General features: G+C 38.3%; 15 protein-coding genes. 9 read left to right on the forward strand and 6 right to left on the reverse strand.

The window, feature by feature from the left end; genetic code table 11:
- Positions 1-142: 142 nt before the first annotated feature.
- Positions 143-1,669, reverse strand: coding sequence for a Ppx/GppA phosphatase family protein (locus tag NV377_RS11585; RefSeq protein WP_258201371.1), 1,527 nt, complete (start codon positions 1,667-1,669; stop codon positions 143-145).
- Between the two features lie 298 nt (positions 1,670-1,967).
- On the opposite strand from NV377_RS11585, the gene citZ reads away from it, so the two are divergent.
- The 5 genes from citZ (at position 1,968) to NV377_RS11610 (ending at position 9,139) form a co-directional block, all read left to right on the forward strand.
- On the forward strand, positions 1,968-3,080 hold the full coding sequence (citZ, locus tag NV377_RS11590) for a citrate synthase (protein WP_258201372.1): 1,113 nt from the start codon (positions 1,968-1,970) through the stop codon (positions 3,078-3,080).
- A 298-nt stretch (positions 3,081-3,378) separates the two neighbouring features.
- A complete protein-coding gene (gene icd, locus NV377_RS11595) occupies positions 3,379-4,674 on the forward strand; it encodes an NADP-dependent isocitrate dehydrogenase (RefSeq protein WP_258201373.1) in 1,296 nt (431 codons plus the stop codon).
- Positions 4,675-4,836: 162 nt separating this feature from the next.
- Complete coding sequence (mdh, locus tag NV377_RS11600; protein WP_258201374.1) at positions 4,837-5,790, forward strand: malate dehydrogenase; 954 nt, start codon at positions 4,837-4,839, stop codon at positions 5,788-5,790.
- Positions 5,791-5,921: 131 nt separating this feature from the next.
- The gene (recQ, locus tag NV377_RS11605; protein ID WP_258201375.1) at positions 5,922-8,063 is read left to right on the forward strand and encodes a DNA helicase RecQ; all 2,142 of its coding nucleotides are present in this window, start codon (positions 5,922-5,924) and stop codon (positions 8,061-8,063) included.
- 119 nt (positions 8,064-8,182) lie between these two features.
- The gene (locus tag NV377_RS11610) at positions 8,183-9,139 is read left to right on the forward strand and encodes a sugar kinase (RefSeq protein ID WP_258201376.1); all 957 of its coding nucleotides are present in this window, start codon (positions 8,183-8,185) and stop codon (positions 9,137-9,139) included.
- A 275-nt stretch (positions 9,140-9,414) separates the two neighbouring features.
- Here the strand turns inward: NV377_RS11610 and NV377_RS11615 are convergent, their stop codons facing one another.
- Complete coding sequence (locus tag NV377_RS11615; RefSeq protein ID WP_258201377.1) at positions 9,415-9,945, reverse strand: hypothetical protein; 531 nt, start codon at positions 9,943-9,945, stop codon at positions 9,415-9,417.
- A gap of 171 nt (positions 9,946-10,116) precedes the next feature.
- Between NV377_RS11615 and fni the strand changes: the two genes are divergently transcribed.
- Complete coding sequence (gene fni, locus NV377_RS11620; protein WP_258201378.1) at positions 10,117-11,199, forward strand: type 2 isopentenyl-diphosphate Delta-isomerase; 1,083 nt, start codon at positions 10,117-10,119, stop codon at positions 11,197-11,199.
- A gap of 27 nt (positions 11,200-11,226) precedes the next feature.
- Here the strand turns inward: fni and NV377_RS11625 are convergent, their stop codons facing one another.
- The 3 genes from NV377_RS11625 to NV377_RS11635 are packed head-to-tail and all read right to left on the reverse strand — an operon-like array spanning position 11,227 to position 14,754.
- Positions 11,227-12,324 (reverse strand): Ger(x)C family spore germination protein, encoded by a 1,098-nt coding sequence (locus NV377_RS11625; RefSeq protein ID WP_258201379.1) that lies wholly within the window; start codon positions 12,322-12,324, stop codon positions 11,227-11,229.
- Positions 12,302-13,420 (reverse strand): GerAB/ArcD/ProY family transporter, encoded by a 1,119-nt coding sequence (locus tag NV377_RS11630; RefSeq protein ID WP_258201380.1) that lies wholly within the window; start codon positions 13,418-13,420, stop codon positions 12,302-12,304. The genes NV377_RS11625 and NV377_RS11630 overlap by 23 nt, the downstream gene beginning before the upstream one ends.
- Positions 13,417-14,754, reverse strand: coding sequence for a spore germination protein (locus tag NV377_RS11635; RefSeq protein WP_258201381.1), 1,338 nt, complete (start codon positions 14,752-14,754; stop codon positions 13,417-13,419). The genes NV377_RS11630 and NV377_RS11635 overlap by 4 nt, the downstream gene beginning before the upstream one ends.
- A gap of 120 nt (positions 14,755-14,874) precedes the next feature.
- Here NV377_RS11635 and NV377_RS11640 point away from each other — a divergent pair, with 120 nt between their 5' ends.
- Positions 14,875-15,861 carry an MBL fold metallo-hydrolase gene (locus tag NV377_RS11640; protein WP_258201382.1) on the forward strand — a complete coding sequence of 329 codons (987 nt, stop codon included), beginning with the start codon at positions 14,875-14,877 and terminating at the stop codon, positions 15,859-15,861.
- Positions 15,862-15,953: 92 nt separating this feature from the next.
- Here NV377_RS11640 and NV377_RS11645 read toward each other — a convergent pair whose 3' ends face one another.
- Positions 15,954-16,493 (reverse strand): phosphatidylglycerophosphatase A family protein, encoded by a 540-nt coding sequence (locus tag NV377_RS11645; RefSeq protein WP_258201383.1) that lies wholly within the window; start codon positions 16,491-16,493, stop codon positions 15,954-15,956.
- 180 nt (positions 16,494-16,673) lie between these two features.
- On the opposite strand from NV377_RS11645, the gene NV377_RS11650 reads away from it, so the two are divergent.
- Positions 16,674-17,726, forward strand: coding sequence for a GerMN domain-containing protein (locus NV377_RS11650; protein WP_258201384.1), 1,053 nt, complete (start codon positions 16,674-16,676; stop codon positions 17,724-17,726).
- A gap of 314 nt (positions 17,727-18,040) precedes the next feature.
- A complete protein-coding gene (chvE, locus tag NV377_RS11655) occupies positions 18,041-19,114 on the forward strand; it encodes a multiple monosaccharide ABC transporter substrate-binding protein (protein WP_308860131.1) in 1,074 nt (357 codons plus the stop codon).
- Positions 19,115-19,162: the final 48 nt, after the last annotated feature.

Here is a 19,162-nt window from a genome sequence, read left to right on the forward strand (position 1 = left end):
GTTCAAAAAGCAGACTTTGATAACGATGATTATGCTAAAGTAGTATAATCGAAATCAAATGTGAAGCGAAAAAGCTGTACAAGTTCACTGAGTGTAAGTTGTGAACTTGTACAGCTTTTGTTATGGTTGAAAACTTCAAATGTTAATAGATAGACGAAACCTTCAAAACAGGCTTCACGTTCCATTGTTTTTTGAAATCATTGGCTAGCTCTTTAATTTTAAGTTGTTCGATCGATAACTCTGATTTATCAGCATGCGCTTGAATAATCATCTTTTCATCCGCTATTGTTAGATCTAATTGATTAATGCTCTGGGTTTCGCTATGGTCTAGTGCAGCAGCAAGTTGAAGGATCATGCCTAATTTACAAATTAATTCGATATCCTCCGCGCTTATTAGCTCGTTATAATCCTTCAGCTCATTACGTGTTTTGTTTTTGCTTCGGTATGACGCGATCGCCGCAACTAGTAATATCTCTTTATGAGACAACCCGTTTAAATGGGAATGGATGATAAGATAGAAGGTATGCTTACTATAATCATAGTAGTCGATTGTAGCACCGATGCGATATAGATTTGCAGCAGTTTTGAGATACAATGACAGTTGAGCTAGGTACTCGCTATCACTGTGCAATTGCTGCAATAACTGAACTGCTACAGTACTCACATGTTCTACATGCGCACGAGGGACAGCTGTGTGTAAGGCAAGCAAGTTTTGTACACTATATTGTAGAGGATGCTGTAATAGTGGTTGTTCAGGGAAAAATAGTTTGTGAAATAGACCATCTCTCAAACCAGCACCGCAAATAATGTAATGTGTACCTTGTATATATTGAAAGATCGTAGACATAACAGCAATTCCAGGGACAATTACATCGACTCGATCCTTACTCAATCCAGCTTCTTTCTTACGTTTGTCTTGCGGAAGTTGACGTAAATGTTGAAATAGAGTCAGCACTTGTTCCGATTGAATTGGATAATTATGTGTCTGAGAGAACGGATACTGAATTGCTGCTTGATGAATCTTGCCTAATGAACGTGCTGTTCCGCCAACTGCAATAAGTGGTAGATGCATATATTTTGTAATCCATTCGTGCTTATTCAATTCTGTAATAACATCATGTTGCAACGATTGCAGTTGTTGATCAGTCAAACCTTGATGACTATCATATTTTTTATTGAAGCTTACGCAACCGAATGAAAAGGAGAACGAGTGAACGATTTTTCGATTAAGAAACAATGTGAGTTCAGATGAACCGCCTCCAATATCAAGTAAAAAGCCATTTTGTATGGATAGAGAATTGACCATTCCTAAGAAACCGAATTCTGCTTCTTCTGCACCTGTAAGAACTCTGATCATTAGTCCAGTTGCTTCATATACACGCTCTATGATTGTCTGTTGATTTGTAGCATTACGAATAGCTGCAGTTGCAATTGGAACTAGTGTTACGAGTTTATGTTGTGAGGCAAATAAAGTGAAAATTTGTAATGTTTCAATGAGATCATTGATGCCATTATCATTAAGTTCACCTTGTTCATTCACTTTACCGCTTAGCCTTGCGGAACGCTTATTACCATCAACGACGCGATGAGCACCATTTTCAGTTTTTTCGTATATTACAAGTCGAATGGAATTCGACCCGATGTCAATAATGCCATAACGTTTCGTCATTATTATCCTCCTGCGTGACAATCATTAATACTCGTACATTATTTTATCATAATATGGAGAGGCTTATCATTATCTACTGTATAAATATTCACAATTCTTTAGGAATTAATTCGAAATGTGATATAATGTACAAGTTATGTAAATACATACTGATTCAATATATCAATGACTGCGATAAAGCATTTTTATCCTTGTTATTGTTCACTTTTTTGACAAAATCCTATATCATTGAAATTAGTGGTAAAGGTTAGTCCGATTTTCAAGTACTCATTCATTCAATAATAAAGGAGAGGGAACGATGACAGCAACAAAAGGTCTTGAAGGTATTGTAGCAGCACAATCATCCATCAGTTCTATTATTGATGGAATTTTGACATACCGTGGAATTAATATCGATGATCTCGCTGAGCATGCATCATTTGAAGAAGTTGCATATTTACTATGGTATGGTAAATTACCAAATCGTGCAGAACTTGCAGATTTGCAACAAAATCTTGATACGTATGCAGTTATTCCATCGGAAGTCATTGAAGGAATTAAGTTATATCCTAAAGATACCAATTCAATGGCAGCACTTCGTACAGCAGTTTCAAGTCTTGCGCTTTATGATACGTCAAGTAATGAAATGTCACAATCAGCGAATATACTGAAAGCGATTAAATTACAAGCACAGCTACCTACAATTGTAGCGGCTTTTGCTCGTATTCGTGAAGGAAAAGAACCAATTGCTCCTAAGCAAGGTGTTTCTATCGCACACAATTTCTTGTATATGTTAACTGGTGAAGAGCCTGCTGATGTTGCCGTGAAAGCACTAGACCAAGCGCTAGTCCTTCATGCTGATCATGAATTGAATGCTTCTACCTTTGCTGCACGTGTAACTGTTGCGACTCTATCTGATATATATTCTGGTGTTACTTCTGCTATTGGAGCTTTGAAAGGGCCACTTCATGGTGGTGCAAATGAGGCTGTAATGGTTATGCTAGAGGAAATCGGTTCCAAAGAAAATGTGAATGCTTATATTGAAAAGGCATTAGCAAATAAAGTGAAAATTATGGGCTTTGGTCATCGTGTATATAAAAATGGTGATCCTCGTGCAAAGCACTTACAAAAAATGTCTCTTGAACTTGGTAAGCTTACGGGTAATATGGAACTTTATGAAATGTCAGTACAAATCGAAGATCTTGTTACAGGTCAAAAAGGCTTAAAACCGAATGTAGACTTCTATTCTGCTTCTGTTTATACTGCATTACAAATTCCTCGCGATTTGTTCACGCCAATATTTGCAATTAGCCGTGTTTCTGGTTGGAGTGCTCATATTCTTGAACAATACGAGAATAATCGTTTAATTCGTCCTCGTGCTGAATATGTTGGACCTGTAGGTGCAACATATGTTGGTATCGATGAAAGATAAAAAGTAGATGTAATTCAAACATTCTCTTGTAATCACGATGACTCTGCTAACGGGGCATATTCGGCGGTGAAGATGCCATTCATCGGTCGTAAGTCTAGGCTTCCGTTGAATGTTTCTTGCAGAAACATTGTAACCAATAACGTACGCTGTGCGCTTCACATCCCCAGCATCATGGCATCGTCTGTGCGCTGACAAGCAAATGTTTTGAATTTTTATTTTATGGTAGTTCAAAATTTATTTTTTGAACACGCTCTAACAATACTAAATATTTAACCAATTTTAAGGAGGATTTTATTACATGTCATTATTTGAACAATTCGCAATGCCTACTGAAGGCGAGAAAATTACTATCGAGAACGGTACACTTCAAGTTCCAAACCAACCAATTATTCCATTCATCGAAGGTGACGGAACGGGTCGTGACATTTGGGCAGCATCTAAACGTGTTCTTGATGCAGCTGTTGAAAAAGCTTATAACGGCGACAAAAAAATCGCTTGGTATGAAGTTTTTGCTGGTGAAAAAGCATTCAATGGTTACGGCGAATGGTTGCCTGCTGATACTCTTTCTGCAATTCGTGAATATATCGTAGCAATTAAAGGTCCTCTTACTACTCCAATCGGTGGTGGTATTCGTTCATTGAACGTTGCACTTCGTCAAGAACTTGACCTATATACTTGTATCCGTCCTGTTCGTTATTTCGACGGTGTTCCTTCACCAGTTAAACGTCCTGAACTAGTAGACATGGTTATCTTCCGTGAAAATACAGAAGATATCTATGCAGGAATCGAGTATCAAGAAGGTTCAGATGCAGTTAAAAAAGTAATCGAATTTCTTCAAAATGAAATGAATGTTAAAAATATTCGTTTCCCTGAAACTTCTGGTATTGGTATTAAACCAGTTTCATCTGAAGGTTCAAAACGTCTTGTACGTGCTGCGATTGAATATGCAATCAAACATGACCGTAAATCAGTAACACTAGTTCACAAAGGTAACATCATGAAATTCACTGAGGGTGCTTTCAAAAACTGGGGCTACGAAGTGGCTGAACAAGAATTTGCAGAGCAAACTTTCACTTGGGATCAATATGATCGCATTAAAGCAGCTGAAGGCGTAGATGCAGCTAACGCGGCTCAAGCAGCAGCTGAAGCAGCTGGCAAAATTATTGTTAAAGATGCAATTGCTGATATTGCGCTTCAACAAGTTCTAACTCGTCCAACTGACTTTGATGTTATTGCAACACTTAACTTGAATGGTGACTACTTATCCGATGCACTTGCTGCACAAGTTGGTGGTATTGGTATCGCTCCAGGAGCGAACATTAACTACTTGACAGGTCATGCGATTTTCGAAGCAACTCATGGTACTGCTCCGAAATATGCTGACAAAGACGTAGTTAACCCAGGATCTGTTATTCTTTCTGGCGTAATGCTTCTTGAGCACCTAGGCTGGCAAGAAGCTGCTGACCTTATCTACAAAGGTATGGAAACAGCAATTAACAATAAAACAGTAACTTATGACTTCGCACGTCTAATGGAAGGCGCTACAGAAGTTAAATGTTCTGAATTCGCTAACCAAATCATCAACAACTTATAATATATTGCTTGAATAGAATTCAAACAAAGAGAGCCCTGTTGGCTCTCTTTGTTTACATAAATCTTTACATATGAAAAATTAAGCAAATGCTTACGGTGACATTTTTCAATTACATAGTAGTCTATCAAGAAAAATATGGAAAATTTTAGGAGGTTTAATAATATGGCAATTACACGTAAAAAAATCTCGATTGTTGGTGCTGGTTTTACAGGGGCAACGACAGCATTAATGATTGCTCAAAAAGAGCTTGGTGATGTAGTATTAGTTGATATTGCGCCTCTTGAAAATCCGACTAAAGGTAAAGCGCTAGATATGCTTGAAGCGACTCCTGTTATGGGTGTTGATGCTAATATTATCGGTACTTCTAACTATGACGATACGAAAGATTCTGATATCGTTATTATTACTGCTGGTATTGCTCGTAAGCCTGGGATGAGTCGCGATGATCTAGTGAACACTAATGCAGGTATTGTGAAGTCTGTATGTGAGCACATTAAAGTGACAAGCCCGAATGCTTACGTAATAATTTTAAGTAACCCAGTTGATGCAATGACATATACAGCTTATCAAACACTTGGATTCTCTAAAAACCGTGTAATCGGTCAATCTGGTGTTCTTGATACCGCTCGTTATTGCACATTTATCGCACAGGAACTTAACGTTTCTGTAGAAGATGTTCGTGGATTCGTGCTTGGTGGTCATGGTGATGATATGGTACCGCTAGTTCGTTATTCCAACGTCGCAGGCATTCCCATTGAGAAATTGATCCCTGCAGACCGTATCGAAGCAATCGTTCAACGTGCCCGTGTTGGTGGTGGCGAGATCGTTAACCTTCTTGGTAACGGTAGTGCGTACTATGCACCAGCAGCTTCAATCGTTCAAATGACGGAAGCTATACTGAAAGATAAGAAACGAATCATCCCTGTTATTGCTTACCTTGAAGGCGAATATGGATATAATAACTTATTTATCGGAGTTCCAGCAGTTCTTGGAGGCGACGGAATTGAGCGAATTATTGAGCTTGATCTTACTGAGGAAGAACAAGTTGCACTTGATAAATCTGCAAGTTCTGTAACGAGTGTTATTGAAGTTGTTAAAGCAGGTCTAGGTATCTAGTCTCTGCCTTAAATAAGGTCCTATCGATGGTATAGAAAACATAGAGAAAGAATCTCTATCATTTCTACATCGGCAGGACCTTTTGTTATGTTACTATAGATAAATAGTATTTAATTAGAGGTGAACTATTAATGAAGCAAGCTCAAGCTATGCTTAAAAAAGTATATGGTTATGATGAATTTCGACCTGGACAAGAAGATATTTTAAATAGCATATTGAATGGACAAGATACATTAGCTATCCTTCCTACAGGTGGAGGTAAATCGATTTGTTATCAAATCCCTGCGATGATATTACCAGGGACAACGCTTGTTATTTCCCCTTTAATATCATTAATGAAAGACCAAGTAGATGCGCTGAAACGACTAGGTGTACCAGCCGCATATTTGAATAGTTCATTAAGTGCTGAGCAATATCGGAACACATTGCGTAACGCATTTGACGGAGAATATCAGTTATTATATATTGCGCCAGAGCGCTTTGATGCTCCAATGTTTCAACAGTTAACAGAACATCTTACAATTCCTTTAATTGCTATCGATGAAGCTCACTGTGTCTCCCAATGGGGACATGATTTCAGGCCCAGTTATCGTCAGCTAGCGTTAGCGATTTCGAGTATGAAAGATCGACCTATTGTAGCTGGATTTACGGCAACGGCGACAACTGAAGTTGCGGAAGATATCGTTCATATGTTAGCCCTGCAAAATCCTGCACAGTACGTTACAGGATTTGCTAGACCCAATCTATCATTATCTGTCGTTACAGGCGTGAATAAATATAGTTTTTTGAGTGAATTTCTGAAAGAGCGAGAACAGCAATCAGGAATTGTCTATACGGCGACACGTAAAGAAGCTGAGGCTGTCCATGATCGTCTCATTGAGACAGGTTTTAGTGCTGAATTGTATCATGGAGGCTTATCTGACCAAGCTCGAATGCAAGCACAGGAGAAATACCGTTTTGATGATAGTAAAATTATCGTGGCTACGAACGCATTTGGGATGGGAATAGATAAGCCAAATGTTCGATATGTGCTTCATTGGCAGATGCCCGGCGATGTAGAATCCTATTATCAAGAGGCTGGAAGAGCTGGACGTGATGGAGAAGAAAGTGAGTGCATCTTACTTTTTGAAGCTAGTGATCTTCATATTCAACGTTTCTTAATTGAACAAGGTATGGGCGATGAATCAAGAAAAGCTGTACAAGCTGCCAAACTTCATACGATTATGAACTACTGTCGTACCGATCAATGTTTACAACAATATATTGTTGACTATTTCGGTGAAAGATCAGTTACTCCATGCGGTAAATGTAGTAGTTGTCTAGATACGAGTGAGAAAATTGATCGTTCATTAGATGCTAGAATGGCATTGTCATGTGTTGGACGAATGAAGGGCCGTTTTGGTGTAACGATGGCTGCGAAAGTACTAAAAGGGTCGCAAGATAAACGACTACTTGCTTCAAGGCTAGATCAATTATCTACGTATGGGCTAATGCGACAATATTCAGAGAAGGATATTGCGGATTGGTTGAACTGGTTAGTTGCTGAGCAATATCTTGTACTTAGTGACGGACAGTATCCAGTTGTTAATGTAACGGAAAGAGCATTGCCCGTTCTTAATGGTTCAGAAGAGGTATGGCAGCGTCGTAGAGGTAAAGTGAAGCAATTACTTACGAACTCTTCTCAAGATGCCTCACCTATCTTTGAGAAGCTTAAGGCTTGGCGTAAAGTGCAAGCAACAACTGAGAATATTCCACCGTTTATGATTTTCTCTGATGCAACACTTCGTCTTATTGCAGAAGCACAACCAACGAATTTTGATCAATTATTAGAAGTAAAAGGTATTGGACAAGCAAAAGCGGCGAAATATGGTGAGGCTGTAATGGCGGAGTATGCTAAGGAAGATTCAGAAGTAGTTGAGGAGCTTGACCTTGCTGAGCTTGCTTTGCAGCATCAACGAGCAGCCCGTCCATCTTTAACGGAGTCTAGTCATCTTATTAGTTATGAGAATTATGTGGCTGGTAGCTCAATTGAACAAATTGCTAGTGATCGTCAGCTCTCTCAGCAGACGGTTGAGAAGCATATATTACGTGCTGCTGAGGAAGGGAATCCATTGGAGTGGGAAACATTGCTTTCAGCAGAAGATGAATCTTTAATTATGGCAGTTCTTCCTGAAGTAGATGCAAGTTTACTGAGAAACATTAAGGAAGCGCTACCTGATCATATTAGTTATTTCCAGATCCAAGTTGCTCTAACGAAACGTAGTTTACAATAGCAATATGGAAATATAGGGATATGAAAGCGTCGGTCATTTTGATACACTATTATTATATGATCACTGCAAAGTGATCCCAAAAATACTATACGCAACGATTAGATTCGGAGGCAACGATTATGATTGGACGTAAACCGCAGATCATTACATTTGGAGAGACGATGGCATTATTCATGCCAGACCAGAATCATTCAATTGAAAGAGCCGAGAAGTTACAGCAAGGCTTCGGTGGTGCTGAAAGTAATGTTGCAATTGGACTAGCTAGATTAGGTGTAGATGTAGGTTGGTTTAGTAAGCTGGGTGAAGACCCTTTTGCAGCGCGTATTGTGAAAACAATTCGAGGTGAAGGTGTCGACGTATCCCGTGTAACTTACACTGATCAAGCATCAACGGGTATGATGCTTCGTGAATTAGTATGTGGTAAAGTAGCAGTTCATTACTTCCGTAAGCACTCGGCTGCAAGCATAATAACTGTTGATGATCTGGACGAAGAGTATATTGGTAGTGCTCAAATTCTCCACATTACAGGTATTACACCTGCACTTAGCCAGAGTTGTAAGCAAACGATATTCCGTGCTGTAGAAATAGCAAAACAAGCAGGAGTGAAAGTAAGTTTTGATCCAAATTTACGATTGAAACTGTGGACTATTGAAGAAGCAAGAGAAATCATTCTACCTTTAGCAGAGCAAGCAGATTATTTCTTGCCTGGTTGGGATGAGTTGAAGCTACTATATAACACAGCTGATGCTGCTGTGATTGATAAGAAACTACATGATTTGAATGCTGTCAGTATCGTAAAAGGTAAAGGTGATAGCAATGTTATTTATGAGAATGGGCAGGAAGTTCATGTGCCATTCTATCCTGCTGAGCAGGTTGTTGATACCGTAGGAGCAGGAGACGCATTCTGCGCAGGTTTCTTGGCTGGTATAGCTAAAGGTCTTTCCCCATTAGAAGCGGTTCGTATTGCAAGTGTCACTGGGTCAATTGTTGTTCAAACCCATGGAGATTGGGAAGCACTTCCGACTTGGAAAGATGTAGAGCGCCGTCTTTCTGCACAGGAATGGATAGAAAGATAAAAATTATTAGTATTGGATAGTAATTCATCATAGAATGGTGCATTAATACAAACAGGAATAATTCCATATATTGGAATTATTCCTGTTTGACTTGTACATTTAGCCGCGACTAGCACGTTCTTTATCGATTTTTTCGAGCAATAAAGTATGATCGCTAGATCGAATAACTTCTATTAAACGGTCAAGTTGGCTCACCTTTAATGGAGAAAGACTTGCTCCGTATTTCATAACAAGTAGATCAAATTTATCGATATTGTAATAGTCTATATTCCAAGCTAGAACACGAAATGCAGTTTGAATAACTGGAATTTTTGACGAAGGATCAGGTGGCTGTGATATAGCATAAAAATGAATAATTGATACTCATCTGAAATGAAGACAGATTCAGTCGTAATACCATTAGGATCTGCACCGTAACCAAGTAGCATATCAAGGTGTGCTATATTAGCATCGGGATAACTTATGATAGGCCTTAATAAATCGTATGAAATGGGTCTGAATCCATAATTGTAGAGCATCGCTGCGATTTCAGCTGAGCCCGTCTGCACATATTTATAAAGTTTACTATTTACATCTGTTTTGTATATAGTATGTGTTATCGTTGTTGCGGGAAGAGAAAGACCAAAATATGTGTAGACTCCATAGAATTGACCTGAATTTAGAGGATATACAAGTTTGTTGTCTAGAATATAGGCAACTACTTCTTTTGATTCTCGAATAACTGTATATGAAAGTGCTAATTGGAGATCTGCGCCAGCATTAAGTGCTACCTTAGTCCACTCTAATCCTTTATTAGCATAGATCACATGCTCAGCTACATCTTGAGCAATTGGTACATAAGTATAACCATTGATAATAGTGGGAGGCTGTGACTTTCAATCTATAGTCGTTTCATATATAGTATAGTGTAGCTTGTAGCTGATAGTTACGAAGCAAATAACAAGCGGTACAGATAACTTTAAAGGAGGCGAAATCCCATGGGGAATGAACATACTAAGACATCAAAGAGAAAAGACGAGCATATATCAATCTGTCTACAAGAAGATGTAAAAGCAGATGGAATTAGTACTGGACTGGAGCGATGGAGATTCAAGCATAATCCGCTTCCTAATATAGATTTTCAAGACATTGATCTATCTACAATGATATTCAACAAAAAAGTCTCAACTCCGTTATTAATAAGTTCGATGACAGGCGGAACTGAACTTGCCTCTCGAATTAATCAACAGTTAGCACTCGCTGCACAAGAGCGAGGTTGGTCACTTGCATTAGGATCGATGCGTGCGGCGATTGAGAATGAGGAGCTTGCTTATAGCTTTCAAATGCGAAGATTTGCACCGACGATTCCAATTATTGCGAATGTTGGTTTAGTTCAATTGAATTATGGAGTTACAAATGATCAGTGTCTACGACTTGTAAAACTTGCTGAAGCAGATGCGTTAGTTTTTCATATGAATAGTATGCAAGAAGTATTTCAGCCTGAAGGTGATACGAATTTCTCTGATCTCTTACGTAAGTTGGAGACATTAATTAAGCAAACGGACATTCCAATTGGTGTGAAAGAAGTGGGCTGGGGAATAGACGGAGAAACAGCTAGAGCACTGAGAAATATTGGTATACAATTTATTGATGTAGCTGGAGCGGGTGGTACATCATGGAGTCAAGTTGAGCGATATCGCACATCATCGAAAATCCAATATGCCGCGGCAAGTAGCTTTGCCGACTGGGGCTTAAGTACGGCAGACAGTATTAGAGAAGTATCAGCGGAAGTAAGTGAATGCCTTATCATCGGGAGTGGTGGCTTACATACTGGAGTTGATGCTGCCAAGGCAATCGGTTTAGGTGCACATGTAGCAGGTTTTGGACGGTCCTTGCTTCAACATGCAGTACAATCCATTGACGATGAGTCATTATCAATACAGCAATTTATGAGTCCCAAAGAGTTATCATTGCTGCAACAGATGGAGAAGATTGAGTATGAATTAAAGGTAGCAATGTTTGGCATTGGTGCGCCAACAATAGCACAATTAGAAAAGCATGATCGACTTATTGATAGATAAGTCGATCATGCTTTTTTGTGGTGGCTGTTAACGTAATAACCCCGATCCTCGAGTTATCATTTTCGTATTAACTTTGAATTTCATACTTTTATAAATGTCTGGCCAATTCTCATCAAAATCGGCGAGATCGTATTCAGCTCTGTATCTTAAACCAAAACCCAATGGGTCTACACCTGCCTCTTGAATTTTCACAAGTAACTGCTGAGTTTTTTCAGAATATGCATTTTGCAAGTCGATAAGCACTTTATGTTGGTCTTCAGATGTTTCATTAACAGGTTCTTCTTCAAAAGTAACTGCTTGCTTAATGTTCATATTAACGGTGGGTTGTTCCTCATTAGGAATTGAATATTTAGTTTTGATACTACTTATTGCTACGACATAAGGTGGATTTGGAAATGAGCCGTATACATTTGTAATTGCTAGATGCCCTGATATTTGATTAAATAGTTGTGTTTCTTCAGGGTTTAGAATTAGGGTAATTTTTTCTTTGTTTAGTAAGGCAACACGATTTACAACATAGGTGGTATCGTTCTGAATTTCAACCATAGGAAGTATAGGGTCAAGACCTTTCTCATTAACTCTTCGGAAAAGATCGGTCAAAAGCTCTACATACGTGAATGATGATTCAGTGGCATCATTACTGAAAAATAGATTCAAAGAATTACCTGGGAAGCGTTCAACGGTTGGTTGTTTGGAAATGACTTCTTCAGCGCTAGGCGTCCCAACACCAAGTGCTGCAATGTTTTGAATATCTCTTCTTCTTGACATCCAATACACAATATCTTGAATATTACGATTAGCCAATTCTTCGCCGATCAAAAATACATTGCAATGGCCGAAGTCGATCTCCTTATCTACTTGTGCTTTCAGCATGCGCACACCTTCAGCAATAGTTGCACTGTTTATCGCTTCGATTTGAGTTTTTGAATTACCAGGATCTATGCTGACTGAGGGGACAGCTAATTTAATCGTTATTCGAAATGGCTTCTCATCATCACCGGAATAGTCAATACCTGTACCAACAACAAAGTAGCGTTTATCAATATCTTTGAATCCACATCCACTGAGTAGTAAAATAAAAATAATATTTAGAAAAATAGTACTAAGAAGTAGCTTTTTTCTCATACTTTCTCACCTTTTTTCTACTTAAAATAAAGATCCATGTCGTTGTTATCGTTTCGGAGAACAGCCTGAATATTAGAAAATAAGCTGAGAATTTTAACATTACGTCGTCAGTAACCGTTAACATTGTGACAAACGTTATCATAATAATGCAACCCGCTATAATATAGCTTCGAAGAGGTGGTCTCTTCTCATCAGGATTAACGACATTTTTCGGAAAGATTGTTCTAATATATTCAATAACCATATGCCATCCAACCATTGTAAACGTTAATGAAAGGTTGATGAGCACGATAAGGAAAACAAATAACATTCGCTCAATAAAGCCATACATCATACGAGTGGAATCAGCAGTTGCACTCCATAGAAAAATATATTGAGCTACCGTTTCAGTTCCATGTATCCCAATGGGTACAAAGAATGTAATTATTAATACGATAAAAGCAATTATTGGATATAACCATATGTATTTGAATTTGAAATTTGGTGGTAAAATTCGGTTGAAAAGTCCCATATTCAAATAGCCTGTAAATACAAAACTGGCACAAGCAAATGAGAGTAGGGTTGGCATGTGATTAATATGATTAGCAATTACATGTACAGCATCCCAATTCATCAATGGATTTTTGATTGTTTTATACATAACGAAAGCGATAACAGGAAGGCTCAGAAGCAATGATATTTCTAAGATGAAAGCAATACTGACCGTTGAACGAGTCGCCGCATAAGCACAAATTAATAACAGTAACATAAGCATCATATACTGATTAGCATTAGGGTTCAAAAAGCTAGTAATGATCACTGCATAGGTAGAAATAACTAATGCACCAGCTATACCAATAAGTACAGCTTTATAGACCATTACCATGCTTACTATCCATTTCGGGTAGAACAGGCTAAATATTTCTGGTAATCCTTTACCCGGAAATTTGGATAAACTTGAAGTAAACATATATAGAAATATATATCCGAAAATCGGACTAAGAGCAATCGACATAACTGCACCACCGTATCGCTCAGATGTCAGAAAGTAGGGGATGAGTAACATCATATTGGTAAAGCAAACAATAAAGTAGTTGTAGAAGAAGTAACGATTCATCTTGCACCTGCCTGTCCAATATCTCCTTCTTGCGGAGTGAATTTACCACGGATTCTGAAATAATACTCACCAAAACTTCTCATATTACACAAATACACGATATAGAAGTATAACCCGACGCATACGCCAGATAAGCCGAAGAAAATGGCAATAATGATAATCGGGTACTTCAAAAATCGTACTGCCAATGTCATCGAATAGACAGGAAGCACAAAATTACTAATGGCCATAAGTGAAGTCACAATGATCATTACACTACTAACTAATCCTGCTTGTTGAATGGCACTGCCAAGAATTAGACCACCAACGGTTGTGGATGCTGGCCCGATAAATCTCGGAATACGAATACTTGATTCGAGTAGCATCTCAATCATAACGAGCATGATGAATACTTCAATGAACGATGGATAGGGAACAACAGATCGACTCGCGACTAGAGAGAAGGCGAGCTGGAGTCGGAAAATTTCAGGATTATAGGATAAGACCGCAATATATAGCCCCGGCAAAGACACGGTTATGAACAGTGCGATATACCGTACCACAATAAGGAGTCTAGTCATCCAGAATGATTCATAGTGATCCTCGACAGCATGGATAAAATCAAAGAAGGTAACAGGTAGAATAAGCGCGTATTGAGAACCTTTAAGGACAAGCACAATTTTCCCAAGTGACAAAGCTCTCGAAATACGATCGACGCGTTCAGTCATAAGTAAAGTAGGGAATAATTGATATTTTTTGCTAGAAAGTAATCGCTCGAGCTCTCCTGTTGAATTAATCAAATCCAAATGAATTGCATCAATCTTATTTATAACAAGTTTCAATGTATCTAGATTGGCTTTTCTTTGGTCATACAAAATATAAAGACTAGTCTGCGAAATTGTACCTACTTGTGTTTGATCAATGGTAAGTTCAGGAGACATATATGCATTGCGAATTAGATTGAGTGCAATTGTCGGATCTTCACTGATGGAATGTTGTGGACCTCGGATGGTACTTTCAACTTGTGTTACAGGTGCGTCGTTATATTTATAATGCATCGCATCGAATGCATAGATAACGTTTTGATGCTCTATTAATGCTTGGCCACGTAATATTAGATCTACCCAGCTAGCGGGGTCTGAAACGACATAAAAGTTAGAATTAGATTGAAACAAGCTTGAAATGGGATATTCGTTTTTGGAAAAAGGAACGGTAACAAATTTATGAACCTTTGCTTCATCAACCAATGGCAAGTAGAAAGCAAGTTCAATCGTTTGTTTACTCATCGGATGCGTTAGCTCTTTTTGAATTAGATCTTCTGATGGTGATAAGATAATTTTTAATCTTTCAAGCATAGTAGCCACCCTTTTCCAAATAATTAAAGGTAGTATGCGCTATTTTTCCTAAACTATGCTAAAATGACCGTGATTATATATGACGGATCAAGACCATTACAGAAGGTTGGGGAGAGCAAGATGGAACAGTTATGGCAACGGCAAATTGAAAATATAATTCAAGTAAAAGTGCCTGTACCATTTTCATTGAAATGGGTAAATAGTTATCTCATATTCGAACAAAGAGGCTACACGATTATAGATCCTGGCTTAAAAACAGAAGAGAGTATTGCGGTATGGGAGCAGGTGCTATCAGAGTTGCAGTTGGTGTGGGAACAATGTGAGCAAATTATTATAACTCATCAACATCCTGATCATTTTGGATTAGCAGGTTTTGTGCAGCAACTAAGTGGAGCACCTGTCTTTATGACGGAAGAAGCACATCAATATACAATGAATTTATGGGGCGAGGATAGTGGAAATTATGAGCGTAATATGTCAGAGCTACTACAATTGCATCATGTTCCTGTAGATGTTAATCAAGCAATATTACATAATCTTCAAGAGTTCCAGTCTAGAGTTGAACCTTTTCCTAATGTTACATACATTAAGGCAGGAAATCCGATTGATATTGGGGATTGCACATGGGAGATCATAGAAACAAAAGGTCATGCCTATGGACAAATTATGTTCTACGAACCCAAACAACACATCTTAATTTGTGCTGATCAAGTGTTACCACGTATTACACCACATGTAGGTGTCATTCCTGGTGAGGACAGAGACGTTCTTCATGATTTCATCGTAAATTTGCATCAACTGGCTGAGCTAGAAGTGAAGCTGGCATTACCAGGGCATCGTGAGCCATTTGAACATTTTTCGAAGCGGGCTTATGAGATTATAGCTCATCATGAACGTCGTCTTGAAAGAATAGAACAGTATGTAATCGAACAACATGAAGTAGATGCTTTTTCATGTTGCGAGTGGATATTTGGCACTCATCTTCGTCTTAATGCTCATAATATGCGTTTTGCTTTGACTGAAATCATAGCTCATCTGGAAGAGTTGGTTAGACAAGGTCGCATCAATTCTGTACGGAAAGATGATGGCATAATATTTACGGGCTAAGGCTCTCAATAACGACAAAAAGCAAGGGAATATTCCCTTGCTTTTTGTCGTTATTGAGAGCTATATGATATGCCTTCGTAAGTTGTTAAGCATTAGTCTAGCGGAGGAGTTGTTACTCCTTCACGCTCAGCTTGTCTTCTATGTGCATAGCGACTAGCTGCAGAAGCTGCAATTGCACCAACTATATCATCAAGGAAGGTATGTATATCTTTATCATTTTTTTCATTAAGCTTCTTCAAAATTCCAGGTTTTAATTTATCCACATAGCCGAAGTTAGTGAATCCAATACTTCCATATACATTAACAATGGATAAGGCTAATATTTCATCACAACCATAAAGACCTTCATCATTTTCAATCATTTCTTGAAGAGGAGCAATTAATTGACCTTGTTCAGCAAGAATATCTAATTGAATACCCGTCAAGATAGCATTCTGCACTTCACGTTTGGAAAGCACGGCTTCTACATGAACAATACAATCTTCCACTTGTAAGTCAGCCGAATATTCTTTTTGAAGAAAATGGACAAGCTCAGCAATATGGGTTGTCGTAACCCCACGTTCTTCTAATAGTTTATATGTCGCTTGAGCAACAGCATTGCTATTCAAACTATATTTACCTGTGTGTGACATATCAAAAACCTCCTAAAACTTTCGTTTATTACTTGATTGACCTCACTTTAAAGAAAAATACTTGAATGCAAATGTTTTTTTGGACAATATAGGTCTAAAAACTGGAAGGGCTCGTATACATATTACTACAAAAGACAAGTTGTACAAAGTTTTTGATGAAAATAGGGGAGGATTTATACAATGGAAATGAAAAAATGGTTGCGTTCAACAGCGCTAGTAAGTTTGATGGTGGTACCGATGCTAGTTACAGGATGTGGGTTATTCTCGAAATCTGCGTCTGAGGCGATAGATCCTCCACAGACAGAAGTCATTGAAGGTCAAGACGAGCAGACAAGCAGTTGGTTCAATGATGTTGAGGGAGCAACACAATATACGGTCTATTTGCAAGATAAGAATGGTTACCTTGCTCCGATCTCATTACCAATGGCATTAGCTGAAGACGAAGTTGTAGGTAGCAAGTTACTTGAGGTAATGGTAGACCAAGGAATGTACTCAACCGCTTTACCAGTAGATTTTCGTGCATTAGTTCCACAAGGGACTGAAGTGTTGTCCTACGAATTGAATGCAGAGACAGGTATCGCGACGGTTAACTTCTCTGAACCATTTGTGGATTATAACGCTGCAGACGAGCGTGCAATTGTCGAGGCTATTACTTGGACATTGACTTCACTTGAAGGAGTGGAAGGTGTTACGATACAAGTAGCTGGCGAAACGCTAGGTGAAATGCCTATAGCACAATATCCACTTGCAACGGTACTAGATCGTTCTATCGGAATTAATATCGAGCTTGCTGAAGGTGTGAATTACTCACAAGCATCTCCAGTAACAATATACTTCTCAGCAGAAACAATGAATGAAGAACAGTATTTTGTTCCAGTTACTCGTATGATTAATCGTGAAGATTCTCAAGCAGTGGCAGCGATTGAACAACTAATTGTAGGTCCGAAGAACACGAAAACATTAACTTCAGTAATTCTTCCGGATGTAGAAGTAACGTCAATTGAAGAGTATGACGGAGTCGTCCATATTGATCTACAAGACGAAGCATATGAGCCAGGATTATTTGTACCTTCTCAAATGTTGCAAGCTGTTATTCTATCAGTAGCTGAAAACACCGGAGTAGCATCAGTTCAAGTACGTGTAAATGGTGACATCAACATCTTTGATGAAAATAACAACTCATACAGTGAACCAGTAAGTATTCCAATGAATGTGAATGCTTTGAAAATGTAATTTGCTCGCAATGTACTGTGAGCTGGCGCGCCCTTACAAGTTCTAGCCTTTAACATCAAGCTACGACAATTAACGTATAAAGAATGGTGAAATCCTCTCTATTGTACTTAATGTAATTATTCCATGAGAAATTATGGGTAGTACATTATTACATAGCGGGGATTTTTGTTTTTCTAACAAATTAAGGTTGACTATGTGATGTCATTCCATACAGGTTAAAAATTTATAAAAACAAGTCAATTTATTCAAAAGACGCTGGGCACTTCAAACTCTACACTTAAGAGGTAAGTAAATAGTGAGAGGGGCTCAGAGAAATGAAAAAAGGTTTAATGTTTATTGTACTTTCACTCATCGTTATGTCACTTGCAGCATGTTCAAGTAATAGTGGAGGTTCCAAAAGTGACAAAGGAAGTGTAGGTCTTTCCATGCCCACAAAATCTTCTGAACGTTGGGTTGCTGATGGAGGAAATATGAAAAAGGAATTTGAAGCACTTGGATACGATGTAGATCTTCAATATGCAGAAGATGTTATTGAAAACCAAGTATCTCAAATCGAGAACATGATTACAAAAGGAGTCAAAGTACTTATTATCGCTGCGATAGATGGTGAATCATTAACGGACGTATTACAAAAAGCGGCTGATGAGAACATTTCAGTTATCGCATATGATCGGTTAATTAGAAATACAGAACATTTAAGTTATTATGCAACGTTTGATAATTTCAAAGTTGGTGTACTTCAAGCTTCTTACATTGAAGATAAGTTAGGGCTGAAAGAGGGGAAGGGACCGTTCAATATTGAACTATTCGGTGGTTCACCCGATGACAACAATGCTTATTTCTTCTTCGATGGTGCGATGAGTGTACTACAACCATATATCGATAATGGTAAATTAGTTGTGAAAAGTGGTCAGACAAAAATGGAGCAAGTTGCAACATTACGATGGGATGGCGCAACAGCACAGTCTCGTATGGACAACTTACTAAGTGCGAACTACACATCTGATCAAGTGGATGCAGTTCTTTCTCCATATGATGGTATTAGTATCGGTATTATCTCATCATTAAAAGGTGTAGGTTACGGTTCAGGAGATAAAGCAATGCCGATCATTAGTGGTCAAGATGCTGAACTGGCTTCTGTCAAATCGATTATTGCAGGTGAACAAACATCTACGATCTTCAAAGATACACGCGAACTTGCGAAAGTAGCCGTATCTATGGCTGAAGCTGTTCTTGAGGGGAAAGAAGCTACTATTAATGATACGACAACTTACGATAATGGAGTGAAGGTTGTTCCTTCCTTCTTATTAGAACCAGTAAGTGTAGATATTATGAATTACAAAGAAATACTGATCGATTCAGGTTACTACGCTGATAGCGATTTTTAAGTTAGTTATAGGTTATCAAAGATAGAAATGATTTGGTAATTACCGAAT

This window comes from Paenibacillus endoradicis (genome assembly GCF_024721975.1).

Excerpts from the sequence above, each read along its gene's own strand:
- NV377_RS11585 (WP_258201371.1), bottom strand. The coding sequence starts at position 1,669 with ATGACGAAACGTTATGGCATTATTGACATCGGGTCGAATTCCATTCGA.
- citZ (WP_258201372.1), top strand. The coding sequence starts at position 1,968 with ATGACAGCAACAAAAGGTCTTGAAGGTATTGTAGCAGCACAATCATCC.
- icd (WP_258201373.1), top strand. The coding sequence starts at position 3,379 with ATGTCATTATTTGAACAATTCGCAATGCCTACTGAAGGCGAGAAAATT.
- mdh (WP_258201374.1), top strand. The coding sequence starts at position 4,837 with ATGGCAATTACACGTAAAAAAATCTCGATTGTTGGTGCTGGTTTTACA.
- recQ (WP_258201375.1), top strand. The coding sequence starts at position 5,922 with ATGAAGCAAGCTCAAGCTATGCTTAAAAAAGTATATGGTTATGATGAA.
- NV377_RS11610 (WP_258201376.1), top strand. The coding sequence starts at position 8,183 with ATGATTGGACGTAAACCGCAGATCATTACATTTGGAGAGACGATGGCA.
- fni (WP_258201378.1), top strand. The coding sequence starts at position 10,117 with ATGGGGAATGAACATACTAAGACATCAAAGAGAAAAGACGAGCATATA.
- NV377_RS11625 (WP_258201379.1), bottom strand. The coding sequence starts at position 12,324 with ATGAGAAAAAAGCTACTTCTTAGTACTATTTTTCTAAATATTATTTTT.
- NV377_RS11630 (WP_258201380.1), bottom strand. The coding sequence starts at position 13,420 with ATGAATCGTTACTTCTTCTACAACTACTTTATTGTTTGCTTTACCAAT.
- NV377_RS11635 (WP_258201381.1), bottom strand. The coding sequence starts at position 14,754 with ATGCTTGAAAGATTAAAAATTATCTTATCACCATCAGAAGATCTAATT.
- NV377_RS11640 (WP_258201382.1), top strand. The coding sequence starts at position 14,875 with ATGGAACAGTTATGGCAACGGCAAATTGAAAATATAATTCAAGTAAAA.
- NV377_RS11645 (WP_258201383.1), bottom strand. The coding sequence starts at position 16,493 with ATGTCACACACAGGTAAATATAGTTTGAATAGCAATGCTGTTGCTCAA.
- NV377_RS11650 (WP_258201384.1), top strand. The coding sequence starts at position 16,674 with ATGGAAATGAAAAAATGGTTGCGTTCAACAGCGCTAGTAAGTTTGATG.
- chvE (WP_308860131.1), top strand. The coding sequence starts at position 18,041 with ATGAAAAAAGGTTTAATGTTTATTGTACTTTCACTCATCGTTATGTCA.